12 protein-coding genes and 1 pseudogene are annotated in these 13839 nt (G+C 71.5%); 3 read left to right on the top strand and 10 right to left on the bottom strand.

Going from position 1 to position 13839, the window contains the following annotated elements; all coding sequences use genetic code 11:
* Window positions 1–168 precede the first annotated feature (168 nt).
* Window positions 169–834: a hypothetical protein gene (locus tag AVL59_RS13645; protein ID WP_067303412.1), complete on the top strand. Its 666-nt coding sequence runs from the start codon at window positions 169–171 to the stop codon at window positions 832–834.
* A gap of 20 nt (window positions 835–854) precedes the next feature.
* Here AVL59_RS13645 and AVL59_RS13640 read toward each other — a convergent pair whose 3' ends face one another.
* Window positions 855–1394 (bottom strand): TlpA family protein disulfide reductase, encoded by a 540-nt coding sequence (locus AVL59_RS13640; protein WP_079146685.1) that lies wholly within the window; start codon window positions 1392–1394, stop codon window positions 855–857.
* Window positions 1395–1501: 107 nt separating this feature from the next.
* On the opposite strand from AVL59_RS13640, the gene AVL59_RS13635 reads away from it, so the two are divergent.
* Window positions 1502–1978, top strand: a complete 477-nt coding sequence (locus AVL59_RS13635; protein ID WP_067303406.1) for a DUF3515 family protein — start codon at window positions 1502–1504, stop codon at window positions 1976–1978.
* 40 nt (window positions 1979–2018) lie between these two features.
* On the opposite strand, the pseudogene AVL59_RS13630 reads toward AVL59_RS13635, so the two are convergent.
* The 9 genes and pseudogenes from AVL59_RS13630 to AVL59_RS13590 form a co-directional block, all read right to left on the bottom strand.
* A pseudogene (locus AVL59_RS13630) lies at window positions 2019–3556 on the bottom strand (NCS1 family nucleobase:cation symporter-1).
* Between the two features lie 115 nt (window positions 3557–3671).
* Window positions 3672–4694 carry a TIGR03842 family LLM class F420-dependent oxidoreductase gene (locus tag AVL59_RS13625; protein WP_067303401.1) on the bottom strand — a complete coding sequence of 341 codons (1023 nt, stop codon included), beginning with the start codon at window positions 4692–4694 and terminating at the stop codon, window positions 3672–3674.
* An 11-nt stretch (window positions 4695–4705) separates the two neighbouring features.
* On the bottom strand, window positions 4706–6109 hold the full coding sequence (gene hydA / locus AVL59_RS13620; protein ID WP_067303399.1) for a dihydropyrimidinase: 1404 nt from the start codon (window positions 6107–6109) through the stop codon (window positions 4706–4708).
* Window positions 6110–6203: 94 nt separating this feature from the next.
* On the bottom strand, window positions 6204–7046 hold the full coding sequence (locus tag AVL59_RS13615; protein ID WP_067303396.1) for a nitrilase-related carbon-nitrogen hydrolase: 843 nt from the start codon (window positions 7044–7046) through the stop codon (window positions 6204–6206).
* A 155-nt stretch (window positions 7047–7201) separates the two neighbouring features.
* Window positions 7202–8776, bottom strand: a complete 1575-nt coding sequence (locus AVL59_RS13610) for a PucR family transcriptional regulator (RefSeq protein ID WP_067303391.1) — start codon at window positions 8774–8776, stop codon at window positions 7202–7204.
* A 41-nt stretch (window positions 8777–8817) separates the two neighbouring features.
* On the bottom strand, window positions 8818–10101 hold the full coding sequence (locus tag AVL59_RS13605; protein WP_067303388.1) for an aspartate aminotransferase family protein: 1284 nt from the start codon (window positions 10099–10101) through the stop codon (window positions 8818–8820).
* Window positions 10098–10940 carry a nitrilase-related carbon-nitrogen hydrolase gene (locus AVL59_RS13600; RefSeq protein ID WP_067303386.1) on the bottom strand — a complete coding sequence of 281 codons (843 nt, stop codon included), beginning with the start codon at window positions 10938–10940 and terminating at the stop codon, window positions 10098–10100. Before AVL59_RS13600 ends, AVL59_RS13605 begins: the two co-directional genes overlap by 4 nt.
* Before the next feature lie 158 nt (window positions 10941–11098).
* Window positions 11099–12508, bottom strand: coding sequence for a hypothetical protein (locus tag AVL59_RS13595; protein WP_067303383.1), 1410 nt, complete (start codon window positions 12506–12508; stop codon window positions 11099–11101).
* Between the two features lie 141 nt (window positions 12509–12649).
* Window positions 12650–12901, bottom strand: coding sequence for a helix-turn-helix domain-containing protein (locus tag AVL59_RS13590; protein WP_067303380.1), 252 nt, complete (start codon window positions 12899–12901; stop codon window positions 12650–12652).
* A 62-nt stretch (window positions 12902–12963) separates the two neighbouring features.
* Here AVL59_RS13590 and map point away from each other — a divergent pair, with 62 nt between their 5' ends.
* The gene (gene map / locus AVL59_RS13585) at window positions 12964–13740 is read left to right on the top strand and encodes a type I methionyl aminopeptidase (protein ID WP_067303377.1); all 777 of its coding nucleotides are present in this window, start codon (window positions 12964–12966) and stop codon (window positions 13738–13740) included.
* Window positions 13741–13839: the final 99 nt, after the last annotated feature.

Genomic DNA, 13839 nt, shown 5'->3' with positions numbered 1-13839 from the left:
CGGCTGGAGTTACATAAGGGGCAGATCCATACGTCGTGAACGCGTTGCCGTGACCGCCCGGGCACGCAGCGAGTTCGCCCTTCCGCCCCACAGACAGTCATGTGACACTGTCGTCCCCGTCCACCATGCGGACCCCTTCCGTACCCCCTCCCCCACGAGAAGTGCGCCGTGCGTTCTCTTCCTCTGCCGCTCGCCCTCACCGCACGCCTGACCCCCGTCGCCGTGCTCGCCTGCGCCGGCTGGGCGCTGTCGTCGGGCCCCGCCGCGTCCCCCGCCGACGGCCACCGGACGGCCCGCCAGACCCCCACGCAGTCGGCCTCCGCACCGTCCTCCACCCAGGTCTCGAAGACGTACGCCGCCGCGCCCGCCCCCTGCACCAGCGTGCCCGCGGCGACACTCAAGTCCTTGGTGCCCGGGGCCAAGGCGACGGGCAAGGAGATACCTTCCACGGACACCAAGGTGCGCCGCACCTGCTCCTGGAACGCCCTGAAGGGCTACGCCTACCGCTGGCTCGACGTCTCCTTCGAGATCTCCGAGTCGGACGAGCAGGCGAAGAAGGAGTACGAGCAGCACGTCGCCGAGAAGAGCGGCGGCGGGGCCGTCCCGGGGCTCGGGGACGCCGGTTACTCCGTCGTGAACCTGACGACGGAGGACAAGCAGCAGACCCGCGAGGGCGTGGTGATGGCCCGCGTCTCCAACGCCCTGGTGATCGTCACCTACAACGGCAGCGACTTCGACACGAAGAAGGCCCCGGACACGGACGAGATCAACAAGGGGGCCATCCAGGCCGCCAAGGCCGCCGTCGCCGCCTTGCAGGGCGGCGGATCCGGCTGACGGTTTTGGCTGACGGCCCGTCAGGCGTGAGTCAGCGGCAGCACCAGATCGCGCAGTTCCTCTTCCGTGACGGGGCCGGGGTGGACGTGCGCCATCCTGCCCCGGGCGTCGATGACGACCGTGAAGGGCACGCCCCGCGGAACCGAGCCCCTGGGGAACTTCAGCATCTGGTGGCCGGAGGGGTCGCTGAAGCTGGGGTAGGCCAGCCGGTGGTCCCGCTGGAAGGCCCGGCCGCCGGCGGTGTCCGAGTCGGCGTCGAGCCCGAGGAACCGGACCCCCTTGGCGGCGAGGTGTTTCTGGGCCGCGTCGAGTTCGGGCACCTCGGCCCGGCAGGGCCCGCAATAGGAGGCCCACGCGTTGAGTACGACGACCTTGCCGCGGTAGTCGGACAGCCGCAGGGGCTTGCCGTCCAGGCTGTCGCCGGCGAGGTCGGGTGCGGCCCGGCGCTCCGCGGCGGGAACGGGCCCGCTCTTCTCGTCGGAGCCGGCGGTGCCCGTCCCCGCATGGCAGGACGCCAGCAGCAGGCAGGCCGCGGTCCACAGCAACGGTCGCGTCTTCACGGTTCACGAGTATCGCAACAGCCGGGTGAGGGACGGATCTTGGGGTGCTGTAGGTTCCGACGGGACGGCACCGGCGGGCGCCGGACCGACGAGACACGGGGGCTTTTGTGCGGGTGCGGTACGCGGTCGGGGCCGGAGCGCTGGCGGTCATGGTGGCGGCGTCCGGCTGGGCCTGGTGGGCCCGGCACGACAGCGACCCGCGGTACGGGCTGCGAGCGGCCGAGCGCGCGTCCGGCCCCGCGTGTACGGGCCTGGCCGGGCGCTGGCCCGGGCGGCTCGACGGCCACCGGCGCGAACGGGTGGACGTGACCGGCGCCGAGGCGTGGGGCGCGGGCGCCGTGACCGCCCGGTGCGGCGTGACCTCGCCGGGGCCGTCGGCCGATCCGTGCGTGAGCGTGAACGGCGTGGACTGGCTGCTCGAACAGGCCCGCTCTCGGCAGGCGGGCCGGAAGGTCCTCGTGTCCTACGGGCGCAGCCCCGCCGTGGAAGTGACCGTCTCGCCCGGGGTGCGGGCCGTCGACACCGTGCTGCTCGACCTGTCGAAGGCCGTCGCGCCCATGGCGCAGCGGTCGCACTGCGTGTAGCGGGACCCCGGCGGCCGCCGTCCGCCGGGGCGGTCCTCGCTCAGGCGGCCCGCGCCGTAGCGTCCTCCCTCCGCCCGGTCAGCAGCGTCAGCGCCAGGTAGAGCACCAGTGAGGTGCCGAGCCCCACCGCCCAGCCGTAGTCGGCGAGAGGCTTGAGGACCGGGACGGGGCGGCCGTCGATCAGCGGATGGAAGTCCGCGCCGCCGACCGCGAGGACGCCGCCGACCGCGAAGGCGGCCACGGCCCGCCAGTTCCAGCCGCCCGCATACCAGTAGCGGCCGCCCGCACGGTACAGGTCGGCGAGGGCGAGGCGGGTGCGGCGCAGGATCCAGTAGTCGGCGACGAGGATGCCCGCGACCGTGCCGAGCAGTCCGCCGACCAGGCCGAGCCAGGTGAAGATGTAGCCCTGCGGGTCGGAGTACAGCTTCCACGGGAAGATCAGCACGGCGAGGACCGAGGTGATCAGGGCACCCGTGCGGAACCCGATCCTGCGCGGCGCGACGTTGGAGAAGTCGAAGGCCGGGGAGACCAGGTTGGCCGCGATGTTCACGGACAGGGTCGCCACCAGCACGGTGACCAGGGCGTAGAGCAGGCCGACCACGTTGTCCGTCTTGGCCGCGAGCTGGACCGGGTCCCAGACGGGCTTGCCGTAGACGGCCTGCGAACCGGAGGTGACGAGCACGGACAGGAAGGCGAAGAGGGTCATCGTGGTCGGCAGACCGAGCGCCTGACCCGAGGTCTGGGCCCGCTGGCTCTTGCCGTAGCGGGTGAAGTCGGGGATGTTCAGGGACAGCGTGGACCAGAAGCCGATCATGCCCATCAGGGAGGGCCAGAACAGCTTCCAGAAGTCGCCGCCCCAGCCCAGTCTGGAGGGCTGGTCGAACAGCGGGCCGACGCCGCCCGCCTTGGCGCTCATCCACCACAGCATCACGAAGGCGCCGACGAGGACGAAGGGCGCGGCCCAGTTCTCGAAGCGGCGGATGGTCTCCATGCCCCGGTAGATGATGGCGACCTGGATGGCCCAGAAGATCGCGAACGACAGCCACATGGTCCAGGCGTAGCCACCGATGTGCGCGGCGTTCGCCCAGCTGTCGCCGATGAGCTTGCCGGCCAGGAAGTAGATGGCCTCGCCGCCGATCCAGGTCTGGATGCCGAACCAGCCGCAGGCCACCAACGCCCTGACGACGGCGGGGAGGTTGGCACCGCGCACCCCGAAGGAGGCGCGGGCGAAGACCGGGAACGGGATGCCGTACTTGGGTCCCGCGTGGCCGGTGAGCAGCATGGGCACCAGCACGATCAGGTTGGCGAGGGCGATGGTGAACACCGCCTGCTTCCAGTCCATGCCGACGGCGATCAGACCGGAGGCGAGGGTCCAGGAGGCCGTGTTGTGGGCCATGCCGACCCAGAGCGCGGAGAAGTTGTACGTGGTCCAGGTGCGCTCTCGACCGGGACCGGCAGCAGATCCGCGTTGGCGTAGGGGCCGTTGGGCTGCGGCGAACCGGGGGCGATCTCCACCCGGCCGTCGGGGCGGGTGACCTGAGCGGACGGTGGTATGGCCGTGGGGGCGGTGTCGGTCATGGGCAGGCCAATCGAGTGAGGTGGGTCGTAAGAGGCCGTGCGGGCACCAGCCCCTCCCCCGGACGGCGGGGAGGGGTGACCAGAGGTGGGGGGTTGGGGAGGGGACAGGGTGGGGTCAGGCGTTGACGGCCGGGATCACCGTCGTGCCGTAGGCGTCGATGGTGGCCTCCTGCGCGTCGTGCATGTCGTACACCGCGAACTGGTCGACGCCCAGCGCGCGGAGCGCTTCGAGCTTCTCGATGTGCTTCTCGGGCGGCCCGATGACGCAGAAGCGGTCCACGATCTCGTCGGGCACGAACTCGGTGTCCGGGTTGCCGCTGCGCCCGTGGTGTGAGTAGTCGTAGCCCTGCCGCGCCTTGATGTAGTCGGTGAGTTCCTCGGGAACCTGGGAGGAGTGCTCGCCGTACTTGGCGACCAGGTCGGCGACGTGGTTGCCGACCATGCCGCCGAACCAGCGGCACTGGTCGCGGCCGTGGGCGAGGGCCTCGGGCGAGTCGTCCTCGGTGACGTACGCCGGGGCCGCCACGCAGATCGTCACCTCGGACGGGTCGCGCCCGGCGGCGACGGCCGCGTCCTTGACGGCCTTCACCATGTACTCGGTCAGGTACAGGTCGGACAGCTGGAGGATGAAACCGTCGGCCTCCTCGCCGGTCATCTTCAGTGCCTTCGGGCCGTACGCGGCCATCCAGACGGGGAGTTCGGCGCCCGGCTTGGTCCACGGGAACCGGACGACCGTGCCGCCGCCGAGGTCGGCGGAGTCGCCCCGGGCGAGCGCCCGGATGACCTTCATGGCCTCGCTGATGCGCGCGAGCGTGTTGGGTTTGCGGCCCGCGACCCGCATCGCCGAGTCGCCGCGGCCGATGCCGCACACGGTGCGGTTGCCGAACATGTCGTTGAGGGTGGCGAAGGTGGAGGCGGTGACCTCCCAGGTGCGGGTGCCCGGGTTGGTGACCATCGGACCTACGGTCAACTTCTCGGTGTTCGCCAGGATCTGGCTGTAGATCACGAACGGCTCCTGCCACAGCACGGCGGAGTCGAAGGTCCAGCCGTACGTGAAGCCGTTGCGCTCGGCCCGCTTCATCAGGCTGATGACGCGGGAGGCCGGCGGGTCGGTCTGCAGGACGAGTCCGAAGTCCATGGGCGCCACTCCTAGTTGAGGTACTGACAGGTGGAGCGTGGAGTGTAGACGCCGTGGCCGGCGTGTCCGGTGTACTCCCGCTCGGTGATGACGGGTTCGCCGCGCGAGAGCACGGTCTCGACCCGGCCGGTGGTCCGCCTGCCCTCGTAGGCCGAGTAGTCGACGTTCATGTGGTGCGTCTCGGCGGACATGACCTGCTCGGCGTGGGGGTCGTAGATGACGATGTCGGCGTCGGCTCCCGGGGCGATGGTGCCCTTCTTCGGGTACATGCCGAACATACGGGCCGGGGTGGCGCAGGCGATCTCGATCCAGCGGCGGCGGGAGATGTGTCCGTCGACGACGGCCTGGTGGAGCAGGTCCATGCGGTTCTCGACGCCGGGCAGGCCGTTGGGGATCTTGGAGAAGTCCCCGCGGCCCAGCTCCTTCTGGCCCACGAAGCAGAAGGGGCAGTGGTCGGTGGAGACCACCTGGAGGTCGTTGGTGCGCAGGCCCTGCCACAGCTTGGCCTGGTGCTCCCTGGGCCGCAGGGGCGTGCTGCACACGTACTTGGCGCCCTCGAAGTCCGGCTCGGCGAGGTTGTCGGTGGACAGGAACAGATACTGCGGGCAGGTCTCGCCGAAGACGTTCAGCCCCTCGTCGCGCGCCCGCGCCAGCTCGGCGACCGCCTCCATCGCCGAGACGTGCACGACGTACAGGGGCGCTCCGGCCACCTGTGCGAGCCGGATGGCGCGGTGGGTGGCCTCGGCCTCCAGCAGGGCCTTGCGGACCTCCCCGTGGTAGCGGGGGTCGGTCTCCCCGCGGGCCAGTGCCTGCTCGACCAGGACGTCGATCGCGATGCCGTTCTCGGCGTGCATCATGATCAGGCCGCCGTTGTCGGCGGAGCGCTGCATGGCCCGCAGGATCTGGCCGTCGTCGGAGTAGAAGACGCCCGGGTAGGCCATGAACTGCTTGAAGCTGGTGACGCCCTCCTCGACCAGCAGGTCCATCTCCTTGAGCGTCTCCTGGTTCACATCGGAGACGATCATGTGGAAGCCGTAGTCGATCGCGCAGTTGCCCTCGGCCTTGGCGTGCCAGGCGTCCAGTCCTTCACGCAGGGTGTGGCCGACGCTCTGCACGGCGAAGTCGACGATGGTGGTCGTCCCGCCCCAGGCGGCGGCCCGGGTGCCGGTCTCGAAGGTGTCGGAGGCGAACGTGCCGCCGAACGGCAGCTCCATGTGGGTGTGGGCGTCGACGCCGCCCGGGATGACGTACTTCCCGGTGGCGTCGATCACCCTCTCGGCGGTGAACGCCTCGGCGGCGGGCGTGGCCGAGGCGGCGAGGGCGGCGATGCGGCCGTCCTCGATCAGGACGTCGGCGTGGATCTCGTCGGACGCGGTGATGACGAGACCACCGCGGATGACGGTACGGCCGGTCATGGGGCCCTCTCCTTCATGATCGGGTGCGGGTCGTCTTGGGCTGGTCGCGCAGTTCCCCGCGCCCCTGTGGGGCGCGTCCACACGAGCGGCGTTGTCAGGGTGCGGTCAGCGGCGTGTACGTCCCCGGCTCCCGGTCGCGGTAGAACTGCCAGCGGTCGCGGACCTCGCGGAGTTTGGCCAGGTCCAGGTCGCGGACGACGAGTTCGGTCTCCTTGTCGCTCGCCACCTCGCCGACGAACTGGGCCTCCGGGTCCACGAAGTACGTGGTGCCGTAGAAGTCGTTGTCGCCCAGGTCCTCCACCCCGACCCGGTTGATCGCGCCCACGAAGTACTCGTTGGCGACGGCCGCCGCCGGCTGTTCCAGCTGCCACAGGTAGCGGGACAGGCCGCGGGAGGTGGCCGACGGGTTGAAGACGATCTCGGCGCCGGCCAGGCCGAGCGCCCGCCAGCCCTCCGGGAAGTGGCGGTCGTAGCAGATGTAGACGCCGATCCTGCCGACGGCCGTGTCGAAGACGGGCCAGCCGCTGTTGCCGGGGCGGAAGTAGAACTTCTCCCAGAATCCCCGCACCTGGGGGATGTGAGTCTTGCGGTACTTGCCCAGATAGGAGCCGTCCGCGTCGATGACGGCCGCGGTGTTGTAGAGGACGCCCGGCTGTTCCTCCTCGTACATGGGCAGCACGAGGACGATGCCGAGTTCCTTCGCGAGCGCCTGGAAGCGCCTGACGGTCGGGCCGTTCGGGATCTGCTCGGCGTACTCGTAGAAGGCTTTGTCCTGGACCTGGCAGAAGTAGGGGCCGTAGAACAGCTCCTGGAAGCACAGGACCTGGGCGCCCTGTGCGGCCGCGTCGCGGGCCGCCTGCTCGTGGACCTGGATCATGGATTCCTTGTCGCCGGTCCACGCGGTCTGGAACAGGGCGGCACGGATCACTCGGCTCATCGGGACCTCCGGTAGCTCGGTGTGCGGTGAGCCTAGAAAGTCCGGATGGACCCTTTGAGTTGCAGCGTGTCACGCGTGCGGGCGCGCCGCGTGCCACCGTGTCACGCGTTCGGGGGCCCATGTTTCACCACCGTTTTCCCAGGTCGTGGCATGTTTCACCGCTGTTGCGCGTCGTGCGCGAGCAGCGCGATGTGCACGGAGGCCGCCTGCTCGAAGTCGTCGAGGTCCACGCCCAGCCGTGTCTGTATCGCCTCCAGCCGGCGGTAGAGGGCGGGCCGGGAGACGTGGTGGAGCTGGGCGGTGCGGGACTTGTTGCGGCCGGTCGCCAGATAGGTGCGCAGTACGCCGAGCAGTTCCTGGTCCGCGCCGTTCAGCAGCCCGTCGAGTTCCCGCTCGGCGAAGGACTGCACGTGCGGGTCGTCGCGCAACAGCCGTACCAGACCGCGCAGATGGACGTCCCTGAGCCGTACGACCGCCGGCAGGTCGCGGGCGGCGGAGGAGTCGGCCACCGCCTCGGCGACATGCCGCGCCTCGCGCAGGCCCGCCGGCACGTCGTCCCAGCCGGTGCGCGGATCGGCGGCGGCGACCACCGTGGCCGGCAGCCCGGTCTCGGTGCGCAGCCGCTGTGCGAAGTGGGCGGTCAGCGTCTCGGCCCCCTGGTCGCGGGCGAGGCTCAGCAGGACGGCGGTGGCACCGTCGGCCAGCTCGGCGACCAGCCCGGACAGCCCCAGCATGCGCAGCACCCGGTCCAGCCGCGCCGGATCGCCGCCGGGGACGACGAGGGGCACGAAGGTCCGGCGGTTGACGGGGAGTCCGGCCGCACGTGCCCTCGGCAGCAGCTGCCGGGCCGGTACGACCTCGGAGACCAGGTCGGTCAGCAGGCTCTGCGCGGACTGCTCCTCCCAGGTGTGCGTCACATGGCCGCCGAGCATGCGGTGCAGGACGAGCGCCTCGGCGGCCCGGTCGGCGAGCAGCCGTCCGGTCGCCGCGTCGCCCCGGTACCCGCACAGCAGCAGCCGGCCCCAGCGCTCTCCGCGGCCGTCCAGCTCGGCGCGGATCCAGCCGTCGCCCTCGCTGCCGCCGGCCTGCCGGGCGATCCGCTCCCAGTCGCGCAGCACGTCGTCCACGGCCGGCCGCTCGCCGGCCGTGGCGAGGACACGGTGGGCGAGGTTGGTGACCACGACCGGGCAGCCGCTGTGCTGGGCGACCTCGTCGAGGAGGCGTCCGAGCGGAGCGCCCGCGGTGATCAGCCCGGTGAGCGCGGTCCGTACGGTCTCCGACAGGCTCACGGCGGCGAACTTCCGCCGCACCAGCCGGGACTGGACCTCCTCGGTCAGCTCGGCGAAGGGGAAGGGCCGGTGCAGGACGACCAGGGGCAGCCCGCACCGCTCGGCGGCCCTGCGCATCACCTCCGGCGGTGCGGGGAACGCCCGCCCGAGGCCGAGGACCACGGCCGCGGCCTCCGCCCGGTGCAGGGACTGGATGTACTCGGCCTGCTTGGCCTCGTCGCCGGCGAGGAGCACGCCGGTGGTGAGCACCATCTCGCCGCCGCTGAGCATCACGCCGACGTCGGCGGCCTCGGCGACATGCACCCAGCGCACCGGCCGGTCGAGCTGCCCGGCTCCGGCCACCACCTCGGGCTCCCCGGCCAGAACGCGCTCCAGGGTGAGCACCTGGCGGACGGAGAGCACGGGTTCCCAGCCGTGCCGGGTCTCCGAGGTGGTGGTCATGGCCGTGCACCTGCTCTCTCGTACGTACTCCTCGGGCGGCTCTAGAACGTGCTCCGCAGCGCGCGTTCCAGGATCGCCGCGCCCTCCTCGGCCTCCGCGACGGTCAGCGACAGCGGCGGGGCGATGCGCAGGGCGCTGGTGTTGTGGCCGCCGCCCTTGCCGATGAGCAGGCCGCCCTCGCGGGCCGCCTCCAGGATCGCGGCGGCCGCCTGCGGATCGGCCTCGTCCGTCCCCGGCCTGACCAGCTCGATGCCGATCATCAGGCCGCGGCCGCGCACCTCCCGTACGCCGGGCAGCTGGGCGGTGACGGCCCGCAGCCGTTCGATGAGCAGGCCTCCGACGCGCCGGGCGTTGCCCTGGAGGTCGTGTTCGAGGAGGTAGTTGAGGTTGGCGAGGCCCGCGGCCATGGTGATCTGGGTGCCGCCGAACGTCGAGATGCTGTTGGCGTCCAGGCAGTTCATGACGTCCGCGCGGGCGATCACCCCGCCGATGGACATGCCGTTGCCGATGCCCTTGGCGAAGGTGACGATGTCCGGCGGGCCGCTTTGGGCATGCGCCTGCCAGCCCCAGAGGTGCTCGCCGGTGCGGCCCCAGCCGGTCTGTACCTCGTCGGCGATCCACAGGATCCCGTGGGCGTTCAGCACGTCGCGGAACGCCGCGTACAGTCCGTCCGGCGGGGAGGTGAAGCCGCCCACGCCCTGGATGGGTTCGGCGATCAGCGCGGCCGGCGGACGAGTGTGGCCGAGGATGTCCTTCAGGTCCGCGACACAGGCGTCGATGAACGCGCGGTCGTCCAGCTCGGTGTACGGGCCGCGGGTGCGGACGCCGCCGTGGACGTACAGGGTCTGCAGCGGGGACAGCGAGGTCGGGGACCAGCCGCGGTTGCCGGTGATGCCGACGGTGCTGAAGGAGCGGCCGTGGTAGCTGTTGCGCATGGCCAGGACCGTGTTGCTGCGCCGGTAGGTGGTGGCGAGCAGCAGGGCGGTGTCGTTGGCCTCGGTGCCGGAGGTGGTGAAGAAGACCCGGGCGTCCGGGATGCCGCTCACCTGGGCGATGCGCTCGGCGAGTTCGACCATCGGCCGGTTGAGGTAGAGGGTCGAGGAGTGGATGATCCGCCCCGCCTGCTCGGTGACCGCCTTGGTCACCTCGGGCAGGGCGTGCGCGGTCATCGTGGTGAGGATGCCGCCGAAGAAGTCCAGGTACTTGTTGCCTGCGGAGTCCCAGACGTGGCGGCCCTCGCCATGGGTGATCTCCAGCGGCTCGTCGTAGTAGAGGGCGAGCCAGTCGGGCAGGACACCGCGGTGGCGGGAGTAGAGGTCGTTCACGGCTGGACCAGCCCTTCGTAGGCGTCGGGACGGCGGTCGCGGTAGAAGGCCCACTGCTGCCGCACTTCCTCGATGAGGTCGAAGTCGAGGTCGCGGACGAGGAGTTCCTCGGCCTTGTCGCTGGCGGCGTCGCCGACGAACTGCCCGCGCGGGTCGACGAAGTACGAGGTTCCGTAGAAGTCGTTGTCCCCGTACTCCTCCTGGCCGACCCGGTTGATGGCGGCGATGAAGTACTCGTTGGCGACCGCCGCGGCGGGCTGCTCCAGCTGCCACAGGTAGGACGACAGCCCACGGTGGGTGGCGGAGGGGTTGTAGACCAACTGGGCTCCGTTCAGCCCCAGTTGCCGCCATCCCTCCGGGAAGTGCCGGTCGTAGCAGATGTAGACGCCGACCTTGCCGACGGCCGTGTCGAAGACCGGCCATCCCAGATTGCCGGGCTTGAAGTAGTACTTCTCCCAGAAGCCCTTGACCTGCGGGATGTGGTGCTTGCGGTACTTGCCGAGGTAGGTGCCGTCGGCGTCGACGACGGCTGCGGTGTTGTAGTAGAAGCCGGACTGCTCGATCTCGAAGACCGGTACGACGATCACCATGCCGGTCTCGCGGGCGAGGTCCCGCATCCGGCGGACGGTCGGGCCGTCGGGCACCGGCTCGGCCCAGCGGTAGTGCTCGGGCTCCTGGACCTGGCAGAAGTAGGGGGCGTTGAAGACTTCCTGGAATCCGATGACCCGTGCGCCACGGCGGGCCGCCTCGCGGGCGTGCTCCTCGTGTTTCGCCACCATGGACTCGGTGTCGCCGGTCCAGGTGGCCTGGACCAGTGCGGCACGTACGACGTTGGCCATGAGCTGCTCCTTCGACGTGACGTCCGAGCCTCTACGCCCGTAGAAACGGCCCCTAGAGGCACGAACGTAAGCCTCATGAAGGTCCTTGCCAAGACCATCGTCGTTAACCCGCGGAGTCGATCACGTTTCACACTCCATAGGGTGAGCCGCGCCTCCGGTCAGGCGGTGAACCCGGCCACCCGCACAGCGTGCACCAGGTCCCAGTGGCGCTCCTCGGAGACGCCCCGGGCGGCCTCCAGGAGGAGCGGGACGAGGCGGCCCGGGTCGGCGGCGGCGCTGCGGGCGGCCTCCTCGGGCGTGCGCACCCGGACGTAGGCGTCCAGCAGGGCACGCACCTCCCTCAGGCGGCCCTCGGCGGCCAGCCCGAGCACGGCGGCGCCGATCTCCGCGGCCGGCCGGGCGACCCCCTGCCGCAGCATCTCCTGCCCGTCCGCGGCCCTTCCGGCGGCCCGCAGCGCGTCGGCGGCGGCGATCAGCCGCTCCGCGGGCAGCGAGGCGGCCTCCCACAGCAGCGTGGCCCAGTCGGCGCCGAGTCCGGCGCGGTGCAGGCCGTCCGCGAGCAGCGGGAGGCGGGCGGCGGGCCAGTGCGCGATCTCGACCAGCAGCACATGCGCCTCACCGCCGAGCCCTTGCGCCCGCAGCCGCTCCAGCTTCTCGACGGCACCGGCGACCGCCGCCCCCGCCTCGGCGTCCACCACCCCGGCGTCCACCGCCCCGGCGGGTACCCGCACCGGCACATCGGCCTCCGCCGCCCCGGCGAATCTGGCCCCACGCGGCGTACGCCGCCCGGCGGGCACTTCCGGCACCGCGACGGCACCGGTCCGCGGTACGACGGCAGGGGCCACCTCGTCCTCGGCCATCCCGGCGAACCGCGCACTGCCACGACGGCGCTTGCGGGGCCGCGCGGGGACCGTGGTGGCCGCTCCACCCGTGCCCGTATCTCCCCCGGCAGCCCCGTGCCCCCCGGGTGCGGCCGCACCCTCTCCCGCCCCACGGGGACCTTCGAAGTCCAGCTCCACGCTCCAGGCGAGGGGGGCGTCCGGGACCGGCACTTCCACCGCCCGTCGGTCAAGGTCCGCCGTCCGCCTGCGGAGTTCGGCGCACCGGGCGTCGGCCCTCTCCTGGTCGTCGCGGGCCCAGGCCAGGTCGACGCGGAGGGCGTCGGCCTCCTCACGGGTGGTCGCCGCGGTGAGCAGGCGGCTCAGTCCGGCCTGGCGCTCGGCGGCGTAGCGCTGTTCGCGGAGCATGACGTCGAGGCGGTCGCCGAGGGTGTCCCGGGCGCCGGGCAGGGCGTCGTACGCCGAGACGGCGGCCGCGCGCAGCAGGCGGGCCCGTTTCCTCTCAGCCCCTGCCGCGGCGGGGCCGTACGCCGCCGCGAGGTCCTCCAGCAACGATTCCAGCACGTCCCACGGCGGCACCTCATGCCCGTCGAGACAGGCCCGCATGCCGTCCGGGTCGCGCTGCCAGAAGACCCCGCACCAGCCCCCGCCCTGATCCAGGCGTCCCAGCAGGCCGTCCAGGTAGTTCGCGAACTCCCGGACCGGACCTGGGAGTTGATCCACCGCCATCGCCCGACTCCCGCCCGACCGCCAGTACTCCGGTCGGTAGGCAACACCAGTCGTGTTACGGGCCTGCTACGCACAGTTTTCAGGGAGAGTGCGAGGGGCTCAGCGCGGACGTCCGGCCCTTGCGCGCGCCCCGGGCACACCTCAGACGCCCACCGGAGCGCACATCGCGACCAGCTCGTCCATGGACAGCCCGAGCACCCCGGCCAGCGCGGCCACCGTGAAGAAGGCCGGCGTCGGCGCCCGCCCGGTCTCGATCTTGCGGAGCGTCTCGGCCGAGACGCCCGCCTCGGCCGCGATCTCGGCCATGCTCCGCCCTCCGCGGGCTTCGCGCAGCAGCCGCCCGAGCCGTTCGCCTCGTTCGCGCTCTTCGGGGGTGAGAGGGGTGCGCACCATACCGCCCATTCTAATACCACCCACCATCCGATCCCCATTCAAATACCGGTATAGTAATTGGCATGGTGGAACTGAAGACGGACACATCGATCGACGCGATGCACGCTGCGGGCCAGGTCGTCGGGCGGGCCCTGACGGCCGTACGGGAGGCCGCGGGCGTCGGCGTCTCCCTGCTGGAGCTGGACGAGGTGGCCCGGCAGGTGCTGCGCGAGGCGGGAGCCTCCTCCCCCTTCCTCGGCTACCGCCCCTCCTTCGCCCCGACCCCCTTCCCCGCGGTCATCTGCGCCTCGGTGAACGACGCGATCGTGCACGGCATCCCCACACCCCACCGCCTGCGCGACGGCGACCTGGTCTCCATCGACTGCGGCGCGATCCTGGACGACTGGGCCGGCGACTCGGCGATCAGCTTCACGGTCGGCCGCGCGCGACCGGCGGACCTGCGCCTGATCGACACCGCCGAGCGCGCCCTGGCGGCCGGCATCGAGGCGGCCGTCGTCGGCAACCGCATCGGCGACATCGCCCACGCCGTCGGCCGGGCCTGCCGCACGGCCGGCTACGGCATCCCCTCCGGCTTCGGCGGCCACGGCATCGGCCGTCGCATGCACGAGGACCCCGATGTCCCGAACGAGGGCCGCCCCGGCCGGGGTCTTCCACTGCGCCACGGCATGGTCCTGGCGATCGAGCCGATGCTGATCGCGAGCGGCAAGGACGGCTACTACGAGGCTCCGGACGGCTGGACCCTGCGCACGGCAGACGGCTCCCGCGCGGCCCACGCCGAACACACGGTGGCGATCACGGAAGACGGCCCCAGAATCCTCACGGCACGGCAGACTCCCTGAGGGGCGCGGGGCTGTGTCCATATGCGGCTCCGCCGCGTGGCCGCGACCAGCCACAACGAAAGCCGCACACGCCAACCCGAACAAGCCCCCCGAACAACA

This window comes from Streptomyces griseochromogenes, assembly GCF_001542625.1.
In the GTDB taxonomy this organism is placed as follows: domain Bacteria; phylum Actinomycetota; class Actinomycetes; order Streptomycetales; family Streptomycetaceae; genus Streptomyces; species Streptomyces griseochromogenes.
The sequence above is the reverse complement of the archived record's forward strand: the minus strand, read 5'-3'. Positions and strand labels throughout refer to the sequence as shown.

Excerpts from the sequence above, each read along its gene's own strand:
- AVL59_RS13610 (WP_067303391.1), bottom strand. The coding sequence starts at position 8,776 with ATGACCACCACCTCGGAGACCCGGCACGGCTGGGAACCCGTGCTCTCC.
- hydA (WP_067303399.1), bottom strand. The coding sequence starts at position 6,109 with ATGACCGGCCGTACCGTCATCCGCGGTGGTCTCGTCATCACCGCGTCC.
- AVL59_RS13615 (WP_067303396.1), bottom strand. The coding sequence starts at position 7,046 with ATGAGCCGAGTGATCCGTGCCGCCCTGTTCCAGACCGCGTGGACCGGC.
- map (WP_067303377.1), top strand. The coding sequence starts at position 12,964 with ATGGTGGAACTGAAGACGGACACATCGATCGACGCGATGCACGCTGCG.
- AVL59_RS13625 (WP_067303401.1), bottom strand. The coding sequence starts at position 4,694 with ATGGACTTCGGACTCGTCCTGCAGACCGACCCGCCGGCCTCCCGCGTC.
- AVL59_RS13595 (WP_067303383.1), bottom strand. The coding sequence starts at position 12,508 with ATGGCGGTGGATCAACTCCCAGGTCCGGTCCGGGAGTTCGCGAACTAC.
- AVL59_RS13600 (WP_067303386.1), bottom strand. The coding sequence starts at position 10,940 with ATGGCCAACGTCGTACGTGCCGCACTGGTCCAGGCCACCTGGACCGGC.
- AVL59_RS13590 (WP_067303380.1), bottom strand. The coding sequence starts at position 12,901 with ATGGTGCGCACCCCTCTCACCCCCGAAGAGCGCGAACGAGGCGAACGG.